Here is a 16,577-nt window from a genome sequence, read left to right on the forward strand (position 1 = left end):
TCTGCAGCCATTCAGCCAGTCTGTGCATTTTGACTATTTGCCCTCTCTATTTTCCGGACTTTTATAGTAAATATTATACGATAATTCCCCAATTTAATCAATAGTAAATAATAAATTGGTAAGACATATTATTTTATTCCATTATTGAGAATGTTTTCTACTTCCTCCATCTGGCCCAGAAGCATTTTCTGGCGGTCGTCAAAAAGAAGACCTTTATTATGCCTGTAATACTGGTCAGAACCGTTCTCCCGAATGAACCAGAGACTATAATAGTTGGCATTCAGTTCTGTGATAAATGCCACCATTTCCTGACTGTCCCCAAAGGCAGCTTCCATAAAGTCGAAAACGTTCTGAAGAGTAAAGGATATTTCGTCGGTTCGGTTTTCGTAGGCTTCGGTTTCGGATTCAAAGAGGGCTTTCACAAACTCATAGTTCCTGTTTGACGATAGAACTTCCGATTCTGCTGCAGCACTTCTGCCTCCTGCCGGCTCTGAACCTGATCCGGTTTTATCTGATCCGGTTGATTCCGAAGCTGATTCCAATCCGGACGCATTTTCAAAGAATGACACAACACGTTTCTGTATACGCTCCTGCTGTTTTGTAAGAAGCTCACTCTTTTTGTCCTTTTCAAGATCCGCCTCTGCTTTTTCCATGAGATTTTTTGCTGTGAGGCTGTCCTGAGCTTCTCTGAAGTACACCATATAATCATACAGTTTCGTGAGATAGGCATCGGTAAGATAGCATTCTGTAAAAAGCTCGCTGAGCTTTCCATTGAGAAGGCTTACAATGCTCAGATGCTCATCCAGAGAGGCCGTGCGGATTTTACCCAGAGTAATGGAATCCCACTTTCCTTTCAGGATGTCCTCCACTTTATAATCCGTTCTGTACTTATAATAAAGAGCCAGATAGCTGGCGAAATCCTTCGCGATCATCCTGTGCTGGATGTACTGGCTGACCACCTCACGGTCTACGGTTTTTCCAAGGATCTCATAAACCTGGATCAGACGGGAAAGATCCTCCCAGCCTCTGGCTGTGGCAAAGATCTTTCCGTCTACGGTATTCTCCACCCTGTAGAAATTTTTTCTGCGAAGCTCCAGATAGGAGATCACCGCCGGATGAATTCCCTGCTGGTAGGCGTATTCCTTCCATACATCAAAGTCTGCCTCCACATCAATCTTCTTGATACGATCCAGAGTGACCACATCGAATTCCCGGACGGATTTGTTATATTCCGGCGGGTTGCCTGCTGTGACGATCACCCAGCCTTCCGGCACCTTCTGGTTTCCGAAGGTTTTTCCCTGAAGGAACTGCAGCATCATCGGCGCTAGTGTTTCAGATACGCAGTTGATCTCATCAATAAACAGGATGCCTTCTTTCAGACCTGTTTTTTCCATTTTGTCGTAAACGGACGAAATGATCTCACTCATGGTATATTCCGTGACAGAAAATTCTTCCTCACCATAATTCTTTTTTACAATAAAAGGAAGTCCCACAGCACTCTGCCTGGTGTGGTGGGTAATGGTATAGGAAACAAGAGCAATCCCGCATTCCCTTGCTATCTGTTCCATAATCTGTGTCTTTCCGATTCCCGGAGGGCCCATAAGAAGGATCGGTCTCTGTCGGATTGCCGGGATCCGGTACTCACCGAATTCGTCCTTTGAAAGATATGCTTCTATGGAATCTCTGATCTCCTGCTTTGCTCGTTTTATGTTCATGGTATTCTCCTTTTCACGGCATATAAAAAACTGCCTGCAGGATCCTCCGCCTAAAACGGGTTGCCTTGCGCGACATCTACAAAAAATATGCCTGAATCCAATGATAAATCGAAAATTGAATTCAGGCAAGTTTTTCACTACTATATAATTTTTTTTATTCTGCTGTCAGTGTGTGTATCAGGTTCAGAATACGTCCCGCACACATTCTGACAACTTCTTCCGAAAGCTTTCCGTCTTCAAAAGCTTTTCGGATATTTTCTGCATCGACTGCATTACCAGGCATGATAATATCATTTCCTGCTGTCACGCATTTCCACGGAATACTTCCATCTTCCGGAACCGTTGTATTCCAGTCTGACATGATCACACCGTCAAATCCCCATTCTTTTCGGGCAATGGCTGTACAGAGATCAACACTGTTTGCAGCATGGACACCATTCAGTAAATTATAGGAAGACATGATTGCCACTGGTCTGCTTTCTTTAACTGCAATCTCAAAACCACGCAGGTAAATTTCCCTCAGGGCACGTTCTGATACCTGTGCATCTACGCCCATACGATTATCTTCCTGATTGTTGCAGGCAAAATGCTTAACGGTAACACCGCAGCCAGGTCTGCTCTGCACTCCTTTTGTCATGGCTGCTGCCATGGTTCCGGAAAGCAGCGGATCTTCGGAATAATACTCAAAATTTCTGCCGCACAGAGGGTTTCTCTGAATATTAAGACCAGGTGCTAGCCAGAGATCTATGTGGAATTCTTCCATTTCTTCTGCCACTGCTATTCCAACTTTTTCCACAAGGGCAGTATCCCAGGTCTGAGCCAGTGCAGTTCCAACCGGAAATGCCGTACAGAACTGATAATATCTGTCTGCGTTTTCGTGAGTCTCATCTGTTCTCAGGTATCCGTTTTCCAGAGATCCAAGGACACCGATTCCATATACTGTGTCTGTTTCTCTGTCTACTTCATAATTCTGCTGAAGTCTCAGTCCTGCCGGCCCATCGGCCATGATCAGTGGGGAAACGCCATATTGCTCATAAAGAGCAGCCGTGGTCTCACCGGCAGAGCCAGGAACACGGATTCCTGCCGCCCCCAGATTACTGGAGATTCCAGCAATATTCCCATAAAACAGCGGGAGCAGATCCTTTGCAGGAATCTTATTTTCCGGTTGGCAGGTGCATTCTGTTCTCTTCTCTGGTTCAGGATAATAGATATATCTTCCAATCTTCTCATTCTCTGCCTTCTCTTTCCATTTCAGAGTTCTGGCAGAAAGATTCTGGCGGTCATAAACTTCTTCAATAATATCAGTCTGGTTCTCAAGGATATTCGTTTTATCCAGGATCACACTCTCCGGCACTTCAAGCATTGCAGCCAGCGTAAGCGATGCAATGCTGTTTCCGACCCAGACAGCATAATAACCTTTTTCAGCAATCCAGGCATGCTGCTCTTCGGAAAAATATGCCAGTGTCTTTCTGTCGATCCTGATTTTCAGCAGTTCTTTTTCCCCCGGCTTCAGAAGTTTTGTTTTTGCAAAGCCAGCCAGTCGACGGTATTCCTTCCCTGATTCATCCTGTGGAAGAGACACATAGACCTGCACGACCTCTTTTCCCGAAAAAGTTTCTCCTGTATTCGTTACCTCTGCTTCAACTTCAACGCCATCCCCTGATGTTTTCATCCCATGGAAGCGTATCTGCATTTCTGTGTAAGAAAGTCCATATCCAAACGGAAACAGCGGTTTTACACCAAAAGTATCAAAATAACGATATCCTGTATAAATTCCTTCCTTGTACTCTTCTCTTTCAAGCTTGCCATTAAGATAGCTGTATTCCTCTGCACACGGATAATCCTCATACCTTCTGGCCCATGTTGCAGTCAGCTTGCCGCCTGGAGTTACCTTTCCCAGAAGGACATTGGCGAGGGCAAGTCCGCCTCTTTGTCCAAGCTGGGAAATATTCAGGACAGCACAGATATTTTCTGTTTCTTCCAGAATATCTGTCAGTTCTACCGGACCGCCGGAATTCAGGATAAGTACTGTAGGAATCTTCTGTGCATCAAGGAACCGGATATCCTCCCGCTCCCGTCTGCTCAGATAATAATCTCCCTCGACCCTGCGCCTATCCTTTCCCTCACCGGAAATCCTGCTTACTACATAGATTGCTGTCTGGGCATCGACAGTATCTTCTGCTGTGACTGCACGGCCTTCCGGCATTGCAAAGGGATTTTCCGCATAGGCATCAAAAGGATTTTCCACAAACTTTGCTTCTTCCAGTATTTTTTCTTTCCATGCCCGACGTGCTTCTGCGTATATTGACTCATAATTGGCCAGCCATTTCTCGCTTACGATCTGAATACCGTTTTCTTTCAGTCCCTGATAAATAGAAATGTTACTTCTGTTATTCACATCACCGGAACCTGTTCCGCCTTTCACTGTCTTTCCCGCACCGGCGCCGTATAAACCTATTTTCGTGGAAATATTCAGAGGGAGTATTTTTTTATCATTTTTCAGCAGTACAATACCCTCCTCTGCTGCTTTTTCCGAAAGAAGACCGTTTCGTATTTCACGGTCTGACATGCTGTGTTTCTTTGTTCCGCTGTGTTTCCATTTCTTAACTGTCATATCTTACCTGCTACCTTTTGTTATTCTTTTACGCCACCAAGTGTCACTCCTGCGATGATAAACTTGGAAAGAAGGAGATATACGATAATGATCGGCACAATGGCAACTGTGATCATCATGTAAATCTTACCCATATCAAAATTCATATAATCTGCTCCACGAAGTGTTGCAATCAGGATTGGAACAGTCATCTTGCTTTTAGACTGGATAACCAGAGCAGGAACGAAATAATTGTTCCAGGAGCCTACAAATGTAAAAATCGCCTGTACAGCGATTGCCGGCTTCATGATTGGCAGTACAATACTGTTGAAAGTACGGAATTCTCCGGAGCCGTCAATTCTGGCTGCTTCTACCAGTGACATCGGCAGTGAGGACTGCAGATAGCTGTACATAAAATAGAATACGGCCGGTGACGCAACAGACGGAATAATCAACGGAAGCAGGGAATCATATAATCCCATCTTTGTGATCAGACGAAGGAAGCCCATTGCAGTTACCTGTGTCGGCATGACGAGGATCGCCATGATAAATGTAAACGCTACATTCCTTGCCTTGAAATCATAGGCATAAAGACCATATGCTGTCAGTGAGGAAAAATATGTACATAATACTGCACTGCATCCGGACACGATAATACTGTTAAGAATTCCCCTGAACATCGGAAAGCTTCCGTCATTTGCAACATTCATCAGGTTTTTCCAGAAATATTTTCCAGGAAGAGCAGAAAATCCCTTCTGAAGCTCTGCATGAGAATGAGACGCATTCACGATCAGTACATAAAAGAAAAAGAGACACATAAAGGAAAGAATAATAAGTACCACATGTGCCACGATACTTCTGATCCTGCTGGCTGTCTTATCTTTCATCATTTTGTTTTTCTCCTTTCTGCTCTTGCTCTCTTTTTCGCTGCTTTCTTAGATCCGTCCGGATCATTGTCGTTAGTCATACGATATACAAAGAAGCAGAGGATTGCACTGATAATAAACAGGTATACAGACAATGCTCCGGCCATACCATAATTCTTGCTCTTCAGATGGCTGTTCAGGAACATAATCAGTGTCATGGATGTTCTGTCCGGATTACCCTGTCCGTTTGTGAGGATCTGCGGTACATCAAACATCTGAAGGCCACCGATGATGGAAGTGATCAGAGTATAGGAAAGAATCGGACGAATCAGTGGAAGCGTAATATAGACGAAACGCTGAATGCTGTTGCATCCGTCCAGATCCGATGCTTCAAAAATATCCATACTGATTCCCATTACTGCTGCCATCAGCATGATGGTCGTGTTTCCGAACCACATCAGGAAATTCATGAAACCTACCAATGATCTTGTTCCCAGAACAGAGCCCAGAAAATCAATCGGTTCCTTTATCCAGCCCAGTGAACACAAAATGGAGTTTACAGGTCCGTTTGTGGAAAACATGGTAAAAAACAGAAGTGCAAATGCTGATGCCATGATCAGGTTCGGCAGATAAATTACAACCTTAAAAAACTGCTTGCCATGAAGCTTCAACCTGGCATCAGTAAACCAGCATGCAAGCACCAGTGCAACAACGATCTGCGGAACAAATCCGATCACCCAAAGGATCAGTGTATTCAGTCCGTATTTCAGCATGTCAGAATGCAGAAGACTGACATAATTGGCAAGTCCTATAAAATTAGGACCAATCTGCTTGATTCCAGAACGGAAATATTCAAAAAAGCTGTATCTCACTGTATCAAACAGCGGAATCAGCGAAAAGATAAAATAGATCACAAAAAACGGGAGAATAAATATGTATCCCCATTTTCCGTAATTAACGCTCTTTTTCTTCATAATGCTCTTCCTTTCCAGCAAGCTGCAGGATCCAAAGATCCTGCAGCATCAACAATTATCCTCATGTGGTATTTATTCCGGCCACTGGATCTCTGTGATCTCCGGATAACGCTCCTGAATAGCTGTCTCAAAGTTGGCTTTTGCTTTGTCAAAGTCTACTTTACCCTGGAAGTAATCACTGAAAGCGTTCTGGATCAGCTCTACACAACCCTGGTCATATGCGGAAAGCGGTGCGATCTTGATATTCTCTGCAACCGGTGCAAAATACTCAAACGGGTTCTGTCCACCAAGGAAATCAGATGCGAAATCTGCATTTGTAGCTGCATCTTTCATACCGGATTTTGTATTTGTAAAATCAGAGTATTCTTTGGAAATCTTAAGAAGATTATCCTGATTTCCCGTCATTGCCAGGATAATATCTTTGACATGTTCCGGATTATCTGTTCCTGTTGCAGCCTGAATGTAAGAACCACCCCAGTTGTATTCCTGCGGAGGATTTGTAACAGCCCAGTCACCTTCTGCTCCATCCCAGTTTGGTTTCAGAGTAAAGTCGATACCCCATGCCGGGAAGAGGAATGCGAATACCTTGGACTCAGAACTCATTGCCTTGTTCCAGTCATCGTTCCACTGACCTTTTACAGTTTTGTTAAGATAACCTGCATCCAGCCACTCTTTGGAATCTTTTACCCAGTCCATGATCTTTGAATCTACTTTGATCACAGAATCACCGGACTCTACCCACGGATTCTCAATGCTGTTTCCATATAAGCGAAAAGTGTCTGCATAAGAAGCAAATGTATAATATCCTTTTTCTTTCAGCTGAGCTGCTGTTTCTTTAGCTGTATCCCAGTCTTTCATCTTCTCGCCAACTTCTTTCGGGTCATCAGTACCGAAAACATCTTTCGCAATGTCACGACGATATACAAGGACACCCGGGCAGCACTGCCATGTGGCGCCTCTCTGTACTCCATCCGCATCAGAAGCTGTTGTTTTCGTGAAATCATACTGATCTGCAAGATCCTTGTCCGGATCAATGCCAAGATCAGTAAGAGGCATTGCAACATCCGCATCTTTGTCTGTATATTTGAATACATAATCTGTCTCAGAAAGGAACATGTCTACCTTATCATCTGCACTTGCATCAGCCTGGTTGAGAAGTGCCTCATCCAGTTTCTGCTGATATACGCCATCCTGGTTCGGATTTACGATCCAGTGGATCTCTGTACCATCTTTCAGTTTTGTAACTGTACCATCTTTGGAAGTGGACTCTACTTCCGGATAAATAGCTTCCAGTCTCTGACGGAACTCATCATTCCAGGAATAAATATTGATCACTTTTCCCTCATCCGATCCTTTTGCAGATACACAGCTTACATTTGCTGCCATCATTCCACAAACCATTGCTGCTGCAAGGATCATAGATACCGCTCTTTTCTTCATAGTATAAATCCTCCTTTTTCTGTAGCATCCCCGATGCTTTACCTTTGATGATAAAAATATACCATTTTTTTATCTGCGATTATATTATTAATCTTAACAAAATGTCAAATTCATGTCATAATATAAAAAACCAACACATTCCTTAAACATCAACATATAAGGAGGATATCAATATGTCCATTTCCCAAGACTGGATTACTAATGAACTGGAAGATACAGAACTGGAAGCTCTTCATCGCTCTCCCTCTGTGGAATATTCTTTTTACAATGCCGTAAGAGCCGGTGATATGGAAGCTGTAAACAAAAACTGCGAGGAAGACTCTTTTCTTCATCTGAAGGGAACCGGTATCCTCTCCAAAAATCCTCTGACCAACCTGAAGTATCATTTCGTTGTCACTACTGCCATGCTCACCCGTTACTGTATTGACGGTGGACTGGAGTCTGAACAGGCATATCGTCTCAGCGATTTTTACATTCTGAAAATGGATTCCTGCACCACTGTACGCCAGATTGCAGATCTGCATCATATTATGGCCAGAGATTTTACCGGAAAAATGATCCTCCAGAAAAAAAGCTCTATTCTTTCCAGACCGGTCATGCAATGCGTGGACTATATTTACGGTCACATTAAGGAGCGTATCACCATTCAAGATCTGTCAGAACATACCGGACTCTCTCCCAGTTATCTGTCCAGAGTATTCAAACAGAATCTTGGAGTATCCATAAGTGATTACATCCGCGAAAAAAAAATCGAAAAAGCCACTCACCTGCTCCGATACTCTGATAAAGCAGTCGTTGATATCGCCAATTATCTGAATTTCTCTTCACAGAGTCATTTTATCCAGATCTTTGAAAACTTCACCGGCCTTACCCCAAAGAAGTACCGTGACAAATATTACAAATCCATGTGGTAAACATCCTTATTATTATGGCTGATATTTTTATCAGCATCAAAAACGACATCCCGCAGCTTTTTACAACTGTGGGATGCCGTTTTCCTATTGATACTTCTGTTTCTGTAATTTAACAATTATGTATAACCGATTTCGGTTACATCAGTTCCACTTTGATCCTGTGTGTTTCTTTTACAGAAAGCTTTTCGAGCAGTTCCCGCTCTATACGTACACAGGTACTCTGTTTGTTTTTCATTTCCTTTTCATCGCACCATACTGTTTTTATTTTATATTCTGAAGGAAGTTTTTTCTCCGGATTGCAGATACAGATCTCCAGCTTTCTTCCGGCAAATTCCATAGTAAGAGATGCCTGTCCATTCTCATTATACTGCTCCGGCATCAGTGCCGGCGCGATCACCAGATCTCCAAGATCTCCTCTGACGCCAAATACCTCTGTGATCATAGTCAGCATATACCAGCTTGCAGCACCGGTAAGATATGCATACAATCCTCTTCCCTGATTATCAAAATATTCCGGAATTCCAGGATACATCCTGCTGTTCTCAAAATCCATGGCAGCGTCCAGAAGCGTTTCCAGAACCTTATGTCCTTCTTTTGCATAGCCGTTTTTATACAGTGCATTGCCATACATAACAGCCATATGGGAAAATACCGCTCCGTTTTCCTTTTCTCCATAAGCAAACCCGAACATTCTTCCCAGATCAAATTTTTCTTCATGGAAATTGGTATTCAGGCGATATCCTCCTGCCTGACGGTCAAAAAGATATTTATCCGCACTTTTACAGATAGACTCAATCTGATCTTTCTGTGCGGTTTTACTCATGATCGCAAATACCTGACTGGTAAGCATCATACGTACCTGGCTGTTTTCTGCCCTTTCCACAGGACGTTTATGATCATCATAATATCCGTTGAACCAGCCGTTTTCTCCGTCTTTTACCCATTCTCTTCTGCGGATGTTTTCCATCATCCAGTCTGCCTTTTCATCCAGATTCCGGCTAAGCTGGTCCAGACGGATCACAATAGTATTTCCGCTGATATCATGTGCACATTTTTCTGTGTACTGTCTCAGAAGCTGCTGCTTTTTCTCCGGGCTTTCATAAAGCTCACGGTCTCCGGTAAACAAGATTTCCATTTCTTCCGCAACTTCAATCCTGTCAAACATTTCCTTTTCCTGAAGTTTTCTCAGATATTCTGCGATGTTCTTCATATTTCCAGCATATGCACAGGTAAATGCCACACTCTCACCATTTTCCCATGCCATATCCATGGCATCGTTCCAGTCTGCCCCGTGAAGTTTCATCTCGTTGTGCTCTCCTACATCATAAAAAGCACAGAGATTTTCCAGCAAAATGTGTTCCAGAACCGTTCCGTAATAAATCTCACCGGATTCTGTTTTCTGATTTTCTCCATAGGCACTGCTCCATTTTTCATCATGCGCAGTTCCTCTTTTTGTCTGAAGATCCTTGAAATATGGAATCTTCTCAAAAAGGACATTCATATCCCCGGTCTGATCCATATAAAGCTGCGTTGTCACAAATGGCCAGAAAGCATGATCCATCCACACGCGGGCAATGTTGTTACGGTCTGCGATAAATTCACCCTGTCTGTTTCCGATGATCGTGGCATTGGTTCCATCGATGCGTACTCCACCGTAATTATCGACGATCATCTGACGTACAACAGAAGGATCCATGATCAGAAGTGCCAGACAGTCTTGCCAAAGATCACGCCAGCCTCTTCCACCTTTTCCATAATCATGATACGGGAGGAATGAACAACCGTAAATTCTTCTTAATATCGGCTGGAAACAGATCCATTTCAGATAATTATCTCTGTCCTCATCACCTGTCTCAAAAGAAACATTCACTTTTTCTGTCCAGTGTTTTTTTACATGTTCAAATTCTCTTGCAACCTGTTTTTCAGTTCTGTAAAACCGTGCAGTCTCCTCCGGCAGCTGATTTTTTTCAGATATTCCCGCTGTCACAACATATACAGCTGTTTCATGTGGTCTCAGAACCCTGGATGCAAAACGAATACCACCGACAGCTTCCTTTCCTTCAATTTCTGTTCCTGCCGGAACACCTTTTTTCTCTTCTCTGACCACCTCCGGAATCAGGAAAGAACCGCCTTCTCCGATAAACATTTCCACATCAGGATAAAAGCTTTCCGGTTCCGTTCCTTCGCCTTCAGATCCATATACAAAATATGTAGTATTATTCTTCTGATGACCTCTTTCATCAAAAGAAAGCACCGGTTTTACTTCAACACCGTACTCCGTTGTTCTTATCCTGTGCAAAAGGGAAGTCACATGCCTGTGATCTCTGAGATTGTCTGCACTTCTTCCATATACAGGTATTACAGCAACCGGTGTGATCTCCTGTTCTTCCTCTTCAATATTGGTAATCTTTACAAGATGGACCTCCGCATCACCTTTCACTGTCACAAAAGACAAAATCTCTGACTGAAGTCCGTATTTCTCAGAAGTTCTGTGCAGCTTCTGCCACATAAATCCGGCTTCCAGGCTGCTTTTATCCTGTTTATCAGTATATTTCTGAAATTCCTGTTCTGCCGAAACTCCGCATGCTGACCAGTAACCTTTTCCTTTTATCTTGCACCAGAAATTTCTGGTGTTTCGATTATTATGAAGATTCTCAATGCTTACCGGTTCCAGCAGAAAATGATTCTGATCCAGTTTGCTGTCTCCTCCCAGAGAAGGGGTGATCGCGGATTTCAATCCGTTTTCTCCGGCCAGAGGTATATATAAACCGCTGTAATTCTCCGGATTTTCTATGGAAAAGCTTCCATTTTTATCCTGAAATTTTATATATTTCATTCTGTGATCTCCTTCCTGCCAAAATAAAACGGTATTTATATTCCATTTTACTTTGTATTCATAAATGTGATCTCCTCGCAATTTATATCCATTATGTCATGACATATAGAATTCAATTTCTGTCTCACCGGTAAGTTTCTCCTGCGGAATATAATTACCCGGAAGTTCTTCTCCATTTACATAGAGTTTTTTACATCCAGCTTCCACATGTCCCGGATTCTTCACAGTGATATGGAGATGACATCCACGGAAATCCTTGCTTATCTCAAACTTCTCCCATTCTTTTGGAATCGATGGTGCTATACGTAAGCCATAGAAATCCGGACGCATGCCAAGAATTCCTTCTACACATCCTACCATCACAGTAGATGCTGTTCCTGTCAGCCAGTGCACATGAGATCGTCCGAAATTCGGGCTTGCTTTTCCTTCTGTAAACTGTCCATAGCAGTATGGCTCCAGCTGTCTGATCTCAGCCCTGTCATTCTGCGCTGCCGGAGCATTCTCCAGGAAATAATTAAATGCACGCTCACCATGTCCGCAAAGTGCTTCTGCCAGAATGAGCCATCCCTGTGACTGTGAAAAGATTCCCGCATTTTCCTTTGTTCCTGCATTGTAGATAACCGCAAGTGCTCCGTCGAAAGCATTTGCATGATATGGAGGATCCATAAGGATTGCACCGTATTCTGTATTCAATCTTTCATAAACCATTTGAAGGGCCAAATCTGCCTGCCGCTCTGTTGCAAGGCCGCTGATCACAGCCCAGCTCTGTGGATTCAGCCACATATTTGCCTCCGGGTCAGTTCTCTTTCCGATAACCTCTCCCCGCTCCGTAAACCCACGGATAAAACGATCTTCATTCCAACAGAGTTCCTGGATCAATTTTCCAAGCTGCTCTTGTTTTTCTTCCAGGTATTTTATATATTTTTCATCTTTTTTGTACTTTGCAAACTCTTTCAGGATAGTCATTGCATAATAGAACTGTAATGCAACGAAAGTAGATTCCCCATCCTTTCCAAGTCTCAGACAATCATTCCAGTCTGCATAAAGTCCGGCCGGCATTCCATGTCTGCCAAGATGGTTCATGGAGAAGTCAATAGCTCTTTTCAGATGCTCGTATACAGTTCCTTCATCCTTGTTTGCAAACGGGATCACTTCATCGATGAATGCAAAATTTCCTGTCTCTGAAATATATTTGTATACAGTAGGGAACAGCCAGAGTGCATCATCTGCGCGGTATGCCGGATGACCGGTTTCCTGTACATAGGACGCATCATCCGGTGTATCCTCATGTCCCGGATTATGTGTGAATTTCACAAGTGGAAGACCGCCGCCGTTATCTACCTGTGCTGACAACATGAAACGGATCTTATCCAGTGCCATTTCGGGTGCAAGATGGATCACACCCTGGATATCCTGTACAGTATCACGGTATCCATATCCGTTACGAAGTCCGCAATAAGTAAAAGATGCTGCACGTGACCAGATAAATGTCATAAAACAGTTATATGCGTTCCATGTATTGATCATGGTATCGAATTCCGGACTTGGTGTTCTGATCTGAAAATGTGCAAGCTGTCCGTGCCAGTAACTGATCAGTTCTTCAAGCTCCACCGCGCATGTTTTTTCACAGTCTGCATAATGTGCTATAATCTCCGCTGCTTCATTATCCTCCTTCATTCCTGCCAGAAAAGCCATTTCCCGACTTTCTCCCGGTTCCAGAGTAATTACAGTTGAAAGAGCTCCACAGCTGTTTTCATTATAATTTCCCTCATTACATAATACTCCGGCTTCAACCCCTGCTGGATTGTTGTATCCGTGATATCTTCCAAGGAATTTTTCCCTGTCACCACACCAGGAAGAAACCTTCTCTCCAGCCAGGCCGAAGAATCGGTTGAACACGTTCTTGTTATCAACCTCTTCCCCATCCTTAAGGCCGTCCAGATTCGCATGGATCATCTGACGTACACGATCTCCACAGAATACTGTTCTTGTAATATACTGGGAATACTGCAGATTCACCTGATCCTGTTCATAATTGCTGTTATTTGTAAACTCTGCATATCCAGTCACACTGATCTCACGTTTTCTGTCTGAGCAGTTGGTAACTTTCAGATTCCATACCTCGTAGGACTGCCCAAGCGGTACATAGTATCTCACCTCTGAATGTATCTCGCTGTAATCTGCCATCATTTTAGTATAGGCTGTGCCATGATGACATTCACTTTTATACTCACTGAGATCTTTGCCAACCGGCTGCCAGGATGCTGACCAATAATCTTTTGTGTCATTATCCCTGAGATAAATATATCTTCCCGGCTGATCAAACTGATTAAAAATATATCTCAGGATTCTGCCGTTCGCCCCGGATTTTGCAAAGCTGTATCCCCCTGCATTATTGGAAACGATTGCTCCGTATTCCGGCGATCCCAAATAATTCACCCACGGAGCAGGTGTGTCCGGCCTGGTAATCACATATTCCTTTTTTTCTTCATCAAAATACCCATATCTCATGCCATACAATCTCCTGTTCTGTATATTTTCCGTAACATTGTCTGTTGTTACCTATTTTCTACACTATAACTGATATGCAGATAGCAATATACAAAATAAAAGATTAAAATATCAGATTCATGACATAAGATATGGATATAATTCTTTACAATTCTTCCTCCGTGATCACCAGCTTCATGGCCCAGGCCGGGATATCCACATCCTCAGGCTCCTGCTCCATAAATACAAATGCTGTCCGGTATGGCGGCATCTTTGCCGGAAAAAGCCCGTATCCGTCTGTAAAATACACCAGGCCCTTAAGATTTTCAAACTCACGTTTTTCCATCAGCTCTTCCACATAAGCAAAAGCCGGACGGAAATCTGTACCTCCATCACCGTAAAGTTCCAGGCTGTTCATATACTCCTGCAATTCCTCTGCACCGGTGATCTTTACATCCGAATGCACCTTCTCATCACACTGGATAATGTGTATATTTACCTTCTGGAAAAAATTCCCGCTGTCGCTTAAGATCCCATAGGTTTCCTCCAGAAATCTCTGTACCAGTTCTCCTGAACAGGACATGGAGGTATCGATCACAATGACAAATTCCGAAACTTTTTTCACTTCTCTGGTTTCCAGGGGTTCGATCAGCGGCATATTCCCGTAAAGGGAAAGCCCGTAGGTATAAAAATTATAATCAAAGCTGTCCGGATCTACAGTTAGTTCTTCCCGAAATACTGCAAACTTCCGCAGAAATTCCCGATAATCATATCGTTCCCGGTTTTCCACTTTCAGCTGGTCCAGAAAATCTCCGTCCTGCTCTCCTGACTCCCTGGAAAAGGTCTCCAGATCTGTCTCGATCCCATCGCTGATATCTCCCCATTTTTTGCTCATCAGGGGATTGGGTTTCCGGTCAGGCTGCTGGTTTGCCCAGTATTTATGGTCGTCCACATAGAACTCTTTTTCAAGCTGTGCCAGTTCTTTTTCCTTCAGAAATTCTTCTTTCAGAATCTTGTAGATTCTCTCTGCATTCAGCGTCTTCTTTTCCTTTTCCAGAAGACGGTAGGTTTCCCTCCGGAGAAGACTTCTGGAATATCGGACTGAGCGGTGATAGATCCCGTCGATCATATGCTCCACTGCAATATCGCAGCTTAAATTCCACAAACGCTTCTCTATTCCCGGCTTCCCAAAGTGCCGGAAAATGCAGTGAAATACCATATGGAGATATCCTCGATTCACAAGAATCCTGTTTTCTTTATAAAGCCCGCCAAGCTGTGCCGGATGGAAGTACATCACAGCCCCGTCTGTTCCAAACGGACTGACCGAACCATCCATCTGATAAATAAAGCTGCTCAGCGCCACATCCAGAAAACGCATGCCAAGATACAGCTCGTCTCTTGCCGCCCGGAGGATGCTGCTGCCGATGTCCTGGAGACGCTGGGCTGCCTCCTGGGAATTGGATCCCTGACCGGGCAGGAAGTTATTTTTATTGTTTTCAGTTGTTTCTATATCACTCATAACTGAAACTTCTTTCTCCTTTTAACAGGGCACCTCTCATTTTCTGTCTCCCCGGCCACCTTCTGCTCTTCCTTCTGCATCCGGCTGCGTTCATTCATCAGAAATGCGGAAATCTCCATATCCTTCTTCCCGGACGCCACATCAATACTATGTTCCAGTCCCTCTCTGTTCCAGAGTTTTTCCCGAGAAAGCAGCTCCAGACCATTTAAGCTTCCGCTTTCCACCAGAAATTCCCCGATATCCTTAAGATTTCCCCGGATATAATCCTCATACTGTTTCTTCGCCTTTTTACTCAGTTGCCACGGATGACAAAGTCGTCCGAAGCTCATATCCACCAGGACCTCCAGCTTATCCATTACCACTGCCATATCAAACAGGCTGTCATACTCTGCGAAATCCAGTTCTTTGCTGTAGAAGCATTGCCGGTAATTGGTCCCTGAGCCATGATACTCCGTAAACAAAATTCTCGCAGGCGTATTCTCCACCGCCTCATCATAATGCTCCGGAAAAACCATATGCGCACGTTTTCCACCTGCCTCACCATTTTCATACAGAAAATCCACATCGATCTTCTGCCACAGTTCCCCAAGGATTTCCTTTGCACAGGATTTGATTCCCTTTTTCTGATGGATCACAAGCTCCTTCAGCCCGCTGCATCCCGTAAACGCCCCGGTTCCCACCTGCATCAGCGTATCCGAAAATTCCAGCCGTTCCAGTTTTTTGCATCCATAAAAAATATATCTTCCGATTTCCTTCAGTGTATCGGGAAAAACGATCTCCTGCACTTCCTCTCCGGCAAGAAGCCTCTCTTCTCCGAACGAAATTACATCTTCGCTCTCCCAGGTTTCTGCATCTTCTTCTCCATCCTTGTGTGCGGAAAACGTATACGGCGCCGCACTGACTACCGGAAGACCATTGATCTCTTCCGGCAGCACCACCCGGCTGTCTGTTCCGTAACAACGGATAATTTCTATTGTATTATTTTTGACTCTGTAATGTATTTTCATAATTCTCCATCATACCAAGAAACAGATACCCGAAATCCATTTCCCGTTTTTATTCTTCAGGAATCATCTCATCTACTGCTGATCCCGATCTTCTATAGCACATCTGCATCTCATTGTAGTCTCATTATCCATTTCATGCAAGAAATTTTCCCTCGGCCCCAAATTCTGTCTAATACATAAAACAGCCCGCCGGATACACGATGATCTTTAATCATCTTATATC

10 protein-coding genes are annotated in these 16,577 nt (G+C 43.6%); 1 reads left to right on the top strand and 9 read right to left on the bottom strand.

Going from position 1 to position 16,577, the window contains the following annotated elements:
* Positions 1–128: 128 nt before the first annotated feature.
* The 5 genes from G5B12_RS08670 to G5B12_RS08690 form a co-directional block, all read right to left on the bottom strand.
* On the bottom strand, positions 129–1,715 hold the full coding sequence (locus tag G5B12_RS08670; protein WP_174088060.1) for an ATP-binding protein: 1,587 nt from the start codon (positions 1,713–1,715) through the stop codon (positions 129–131).
* Between the two features lie 154 nt (positions 1,716–1,869).
* Positions 1,870–4,329: a glycoside hydrolase family 3 protein gene (locus G5B12_RS08675; RefSeq protein WP_174088061.1), complete on the bottom strand. Its 2,460-nt coding sequence runs from the start codon at positions 4,327–4,329 to the stop codon at positions 1,870–1,872.
* 20 nt (positions 4,330–4,349) lie between these two features.
* On the bottom strand, positions 4,350–5,195 hold the full coding sequence (locus G5B12_RS08680) for a carbohydrate ABC transporter permease (protein WP_044961860.1): 846 nt from the start codon (positions 5,193–5,195) through the stop codon (positions 4,350–4,352).
* Complete coding sequence (locus G5B12_RS08685; protein WP_129974721.1) at positions 5,195–6,148, bottom strand: carbohydrate ABC transporter permease; 954 nt, start codon at positions 6,146–6,148, stop codon at positions 5,195–5,197. Before G5B12_RS08685 ends, G5B12_RS08680 begins: the two co-directional genes overlap by 1 nt.
* Before the next feature lie 72 nt (positions 6,149–6,220).
* Positions 6,221–7,588 carry an ABC transporter substrate-binding protein gene (locus tag G5B12_RS08690; RefSeq protein WP_015526173.1) on the bottom strand — a complete coding sequence of 456 codons (1,368 nt, stop codon included), beginning with the start codon at positions 7,586–7,588 and terminating at the stop codon, positions 6,221–6,223.
* Between the two features lie 173 nt (positions 7,589–7,761).
* Here G5B12_RS08690 and G5B12_RS08695 point away from each other — a divergent pair, with 173 nt between their 5' ends.
* On the top strand, positions 7,762–8,502 hold the full coding sequence (locus tag G5B12_RS08695; protein ID WP_118608163.1) for a helix-turn-helix domain-containing protein: 741 nt from the start codon (positions 7,762–7,764) through the stop codon (positions 8,500–8,502).
* 136 nt (positions 8,503–8,638) lie between these two features.
* Here the strand turns inward: G5B12_RS08695 and G5B12_RS08700 are convergent, their stop codons facing one another.
* From G5B12_RS08700 to G5B12_RS08715, 4 genes are all read right to left on the bottom strand, one after another.
* Positions 8,639–11,338, bottom strand: a complete 2,700-nt coding sequence (locus tag G5B12_RS08700; protein WP_174088062.1) for a GH36-type glycosyl hydrolase domain-containing protein — start codon at positions 11,336–11,338, stop codon at positions 8,639–8,641.
* Positions 11,339–11,434: 96 nt separating this feature from the next.
* Complete coding sequence (locus tag G5B12_RS08705; RefSeq protein ID WP_059086721.1) at positions 11,435–13,849, bottom strand: GH36-type glycosyl hydrolase domain-containing protein; 2,415 nt, start codon at positions 13,847–13,849, stop codon at positions 11,435–11,437.
* Positions 13,850–13,994: 145 nt separating this feature from the next.
* On the bottom strand, positions 13,995–15,347 hold the full coding sequence (locus G5B12_RS08710; RefSeq protein WP_174088063.1) for a vWA domain-containing protein: 1,353 nt from the start codon (positions 15,345–15,347) through the stop codon (positions 13,995–13,997).
* Positions 15,344–16,354, bottom strand: coding sequence for a leucine-rich repeat protein (locus G5B12_RS08715; RefSeq protein WP_174088064.1), 1,011 nt, complete (start codon positions 16,352–16,354; stop codon positions 15,344–15,346). The genes G5B12_RS08710 and G5B12_RS08715 overlap by 4 nt, the downstream gene beginning before the upstream one ends.
* Positions 16,355–16,577: the final 223 nt, after the last annotated feature.

This window comes from Blautia sp. MSK.20.85 (assembly GCF_013317245.1).
Classification (GTDB): domain Bacteria; phylum Bacillota; class Clostridia; order Lachnospirales; family Lachnospiraceae; genus Blautia_A.

Bases quoted from the DNA above. Each gene is read 5' to 3' on its own strand.
- G5B12_RS08670 (WP_174088060.1), bottom strand. From the start codon at position 1,715: ATGAACATAAAACGAGCAAAGCAGGAGATCAGAGATTCCATAGAAGCA.
- G5B12_RS08675 (WP_174088061.1), bottom strand. From the start codon at position 4,329: ATGACAGTTAAGAAATGGAAACACAGCGGAACAAAGAAACACAGCATG.
- G5B12_RS08680 (WP_044961860.1), bottom strand. From the start codon at position 5,195: ATGAAAGATAAGACAGCCAGCAGGATCAGAAGTATCGTGGCACATGTG.
- G5B12_RS08685 (WP_129974721.1), bottom strand. From the start codon at position 6,148: ATGAAGAAAAAGAGCGTTAATTACGGAAAATGGGGATACATATTTATT.
- G5B12_RS08690 (WP_015526173.1), bottom strand. From the start codon at position 7,588: ATGAAGAAAAGAGCGGTATCTATGATCCTTGCAGCAGCAATGGTTTGT.
- G5B12_RS08695 (WP_118608163.1), top strand. From the start codon at position 7,762: ATGTCCATTTCCCAAGACTGGATTACTAATGAACTGGAAGATACAGAA.
- G5B12_RS08700 (WP_174088062.1), bottom strand. From the start codon at position 11,338: ATGAAATATATAAAATTTCAGGATAAAAATGGAAGCTTTTCCATAGAA.
- G5B12_RS08705 (WP_059086721.1), bottom strand. From the start codon at position 13,849: ATGAGATATGGGTATTTTGATGAAGAAAAAAAGGAATATGTGATTACC.
- G5B12_RS08710 (WP_174088063.1), bottom strand. From the start codon at position 15,347: ATGAGTGATATAGAAACAACTGAAAACAATAAAAATAACTTCCTGCCC.
- G5B12_RS08715 (WP_174088064.1), bottom strand. From the start codon at position 16,354: ATGAAAATACATTACAGAGTCAAAAATAATACAATAGAAATTATCCGT.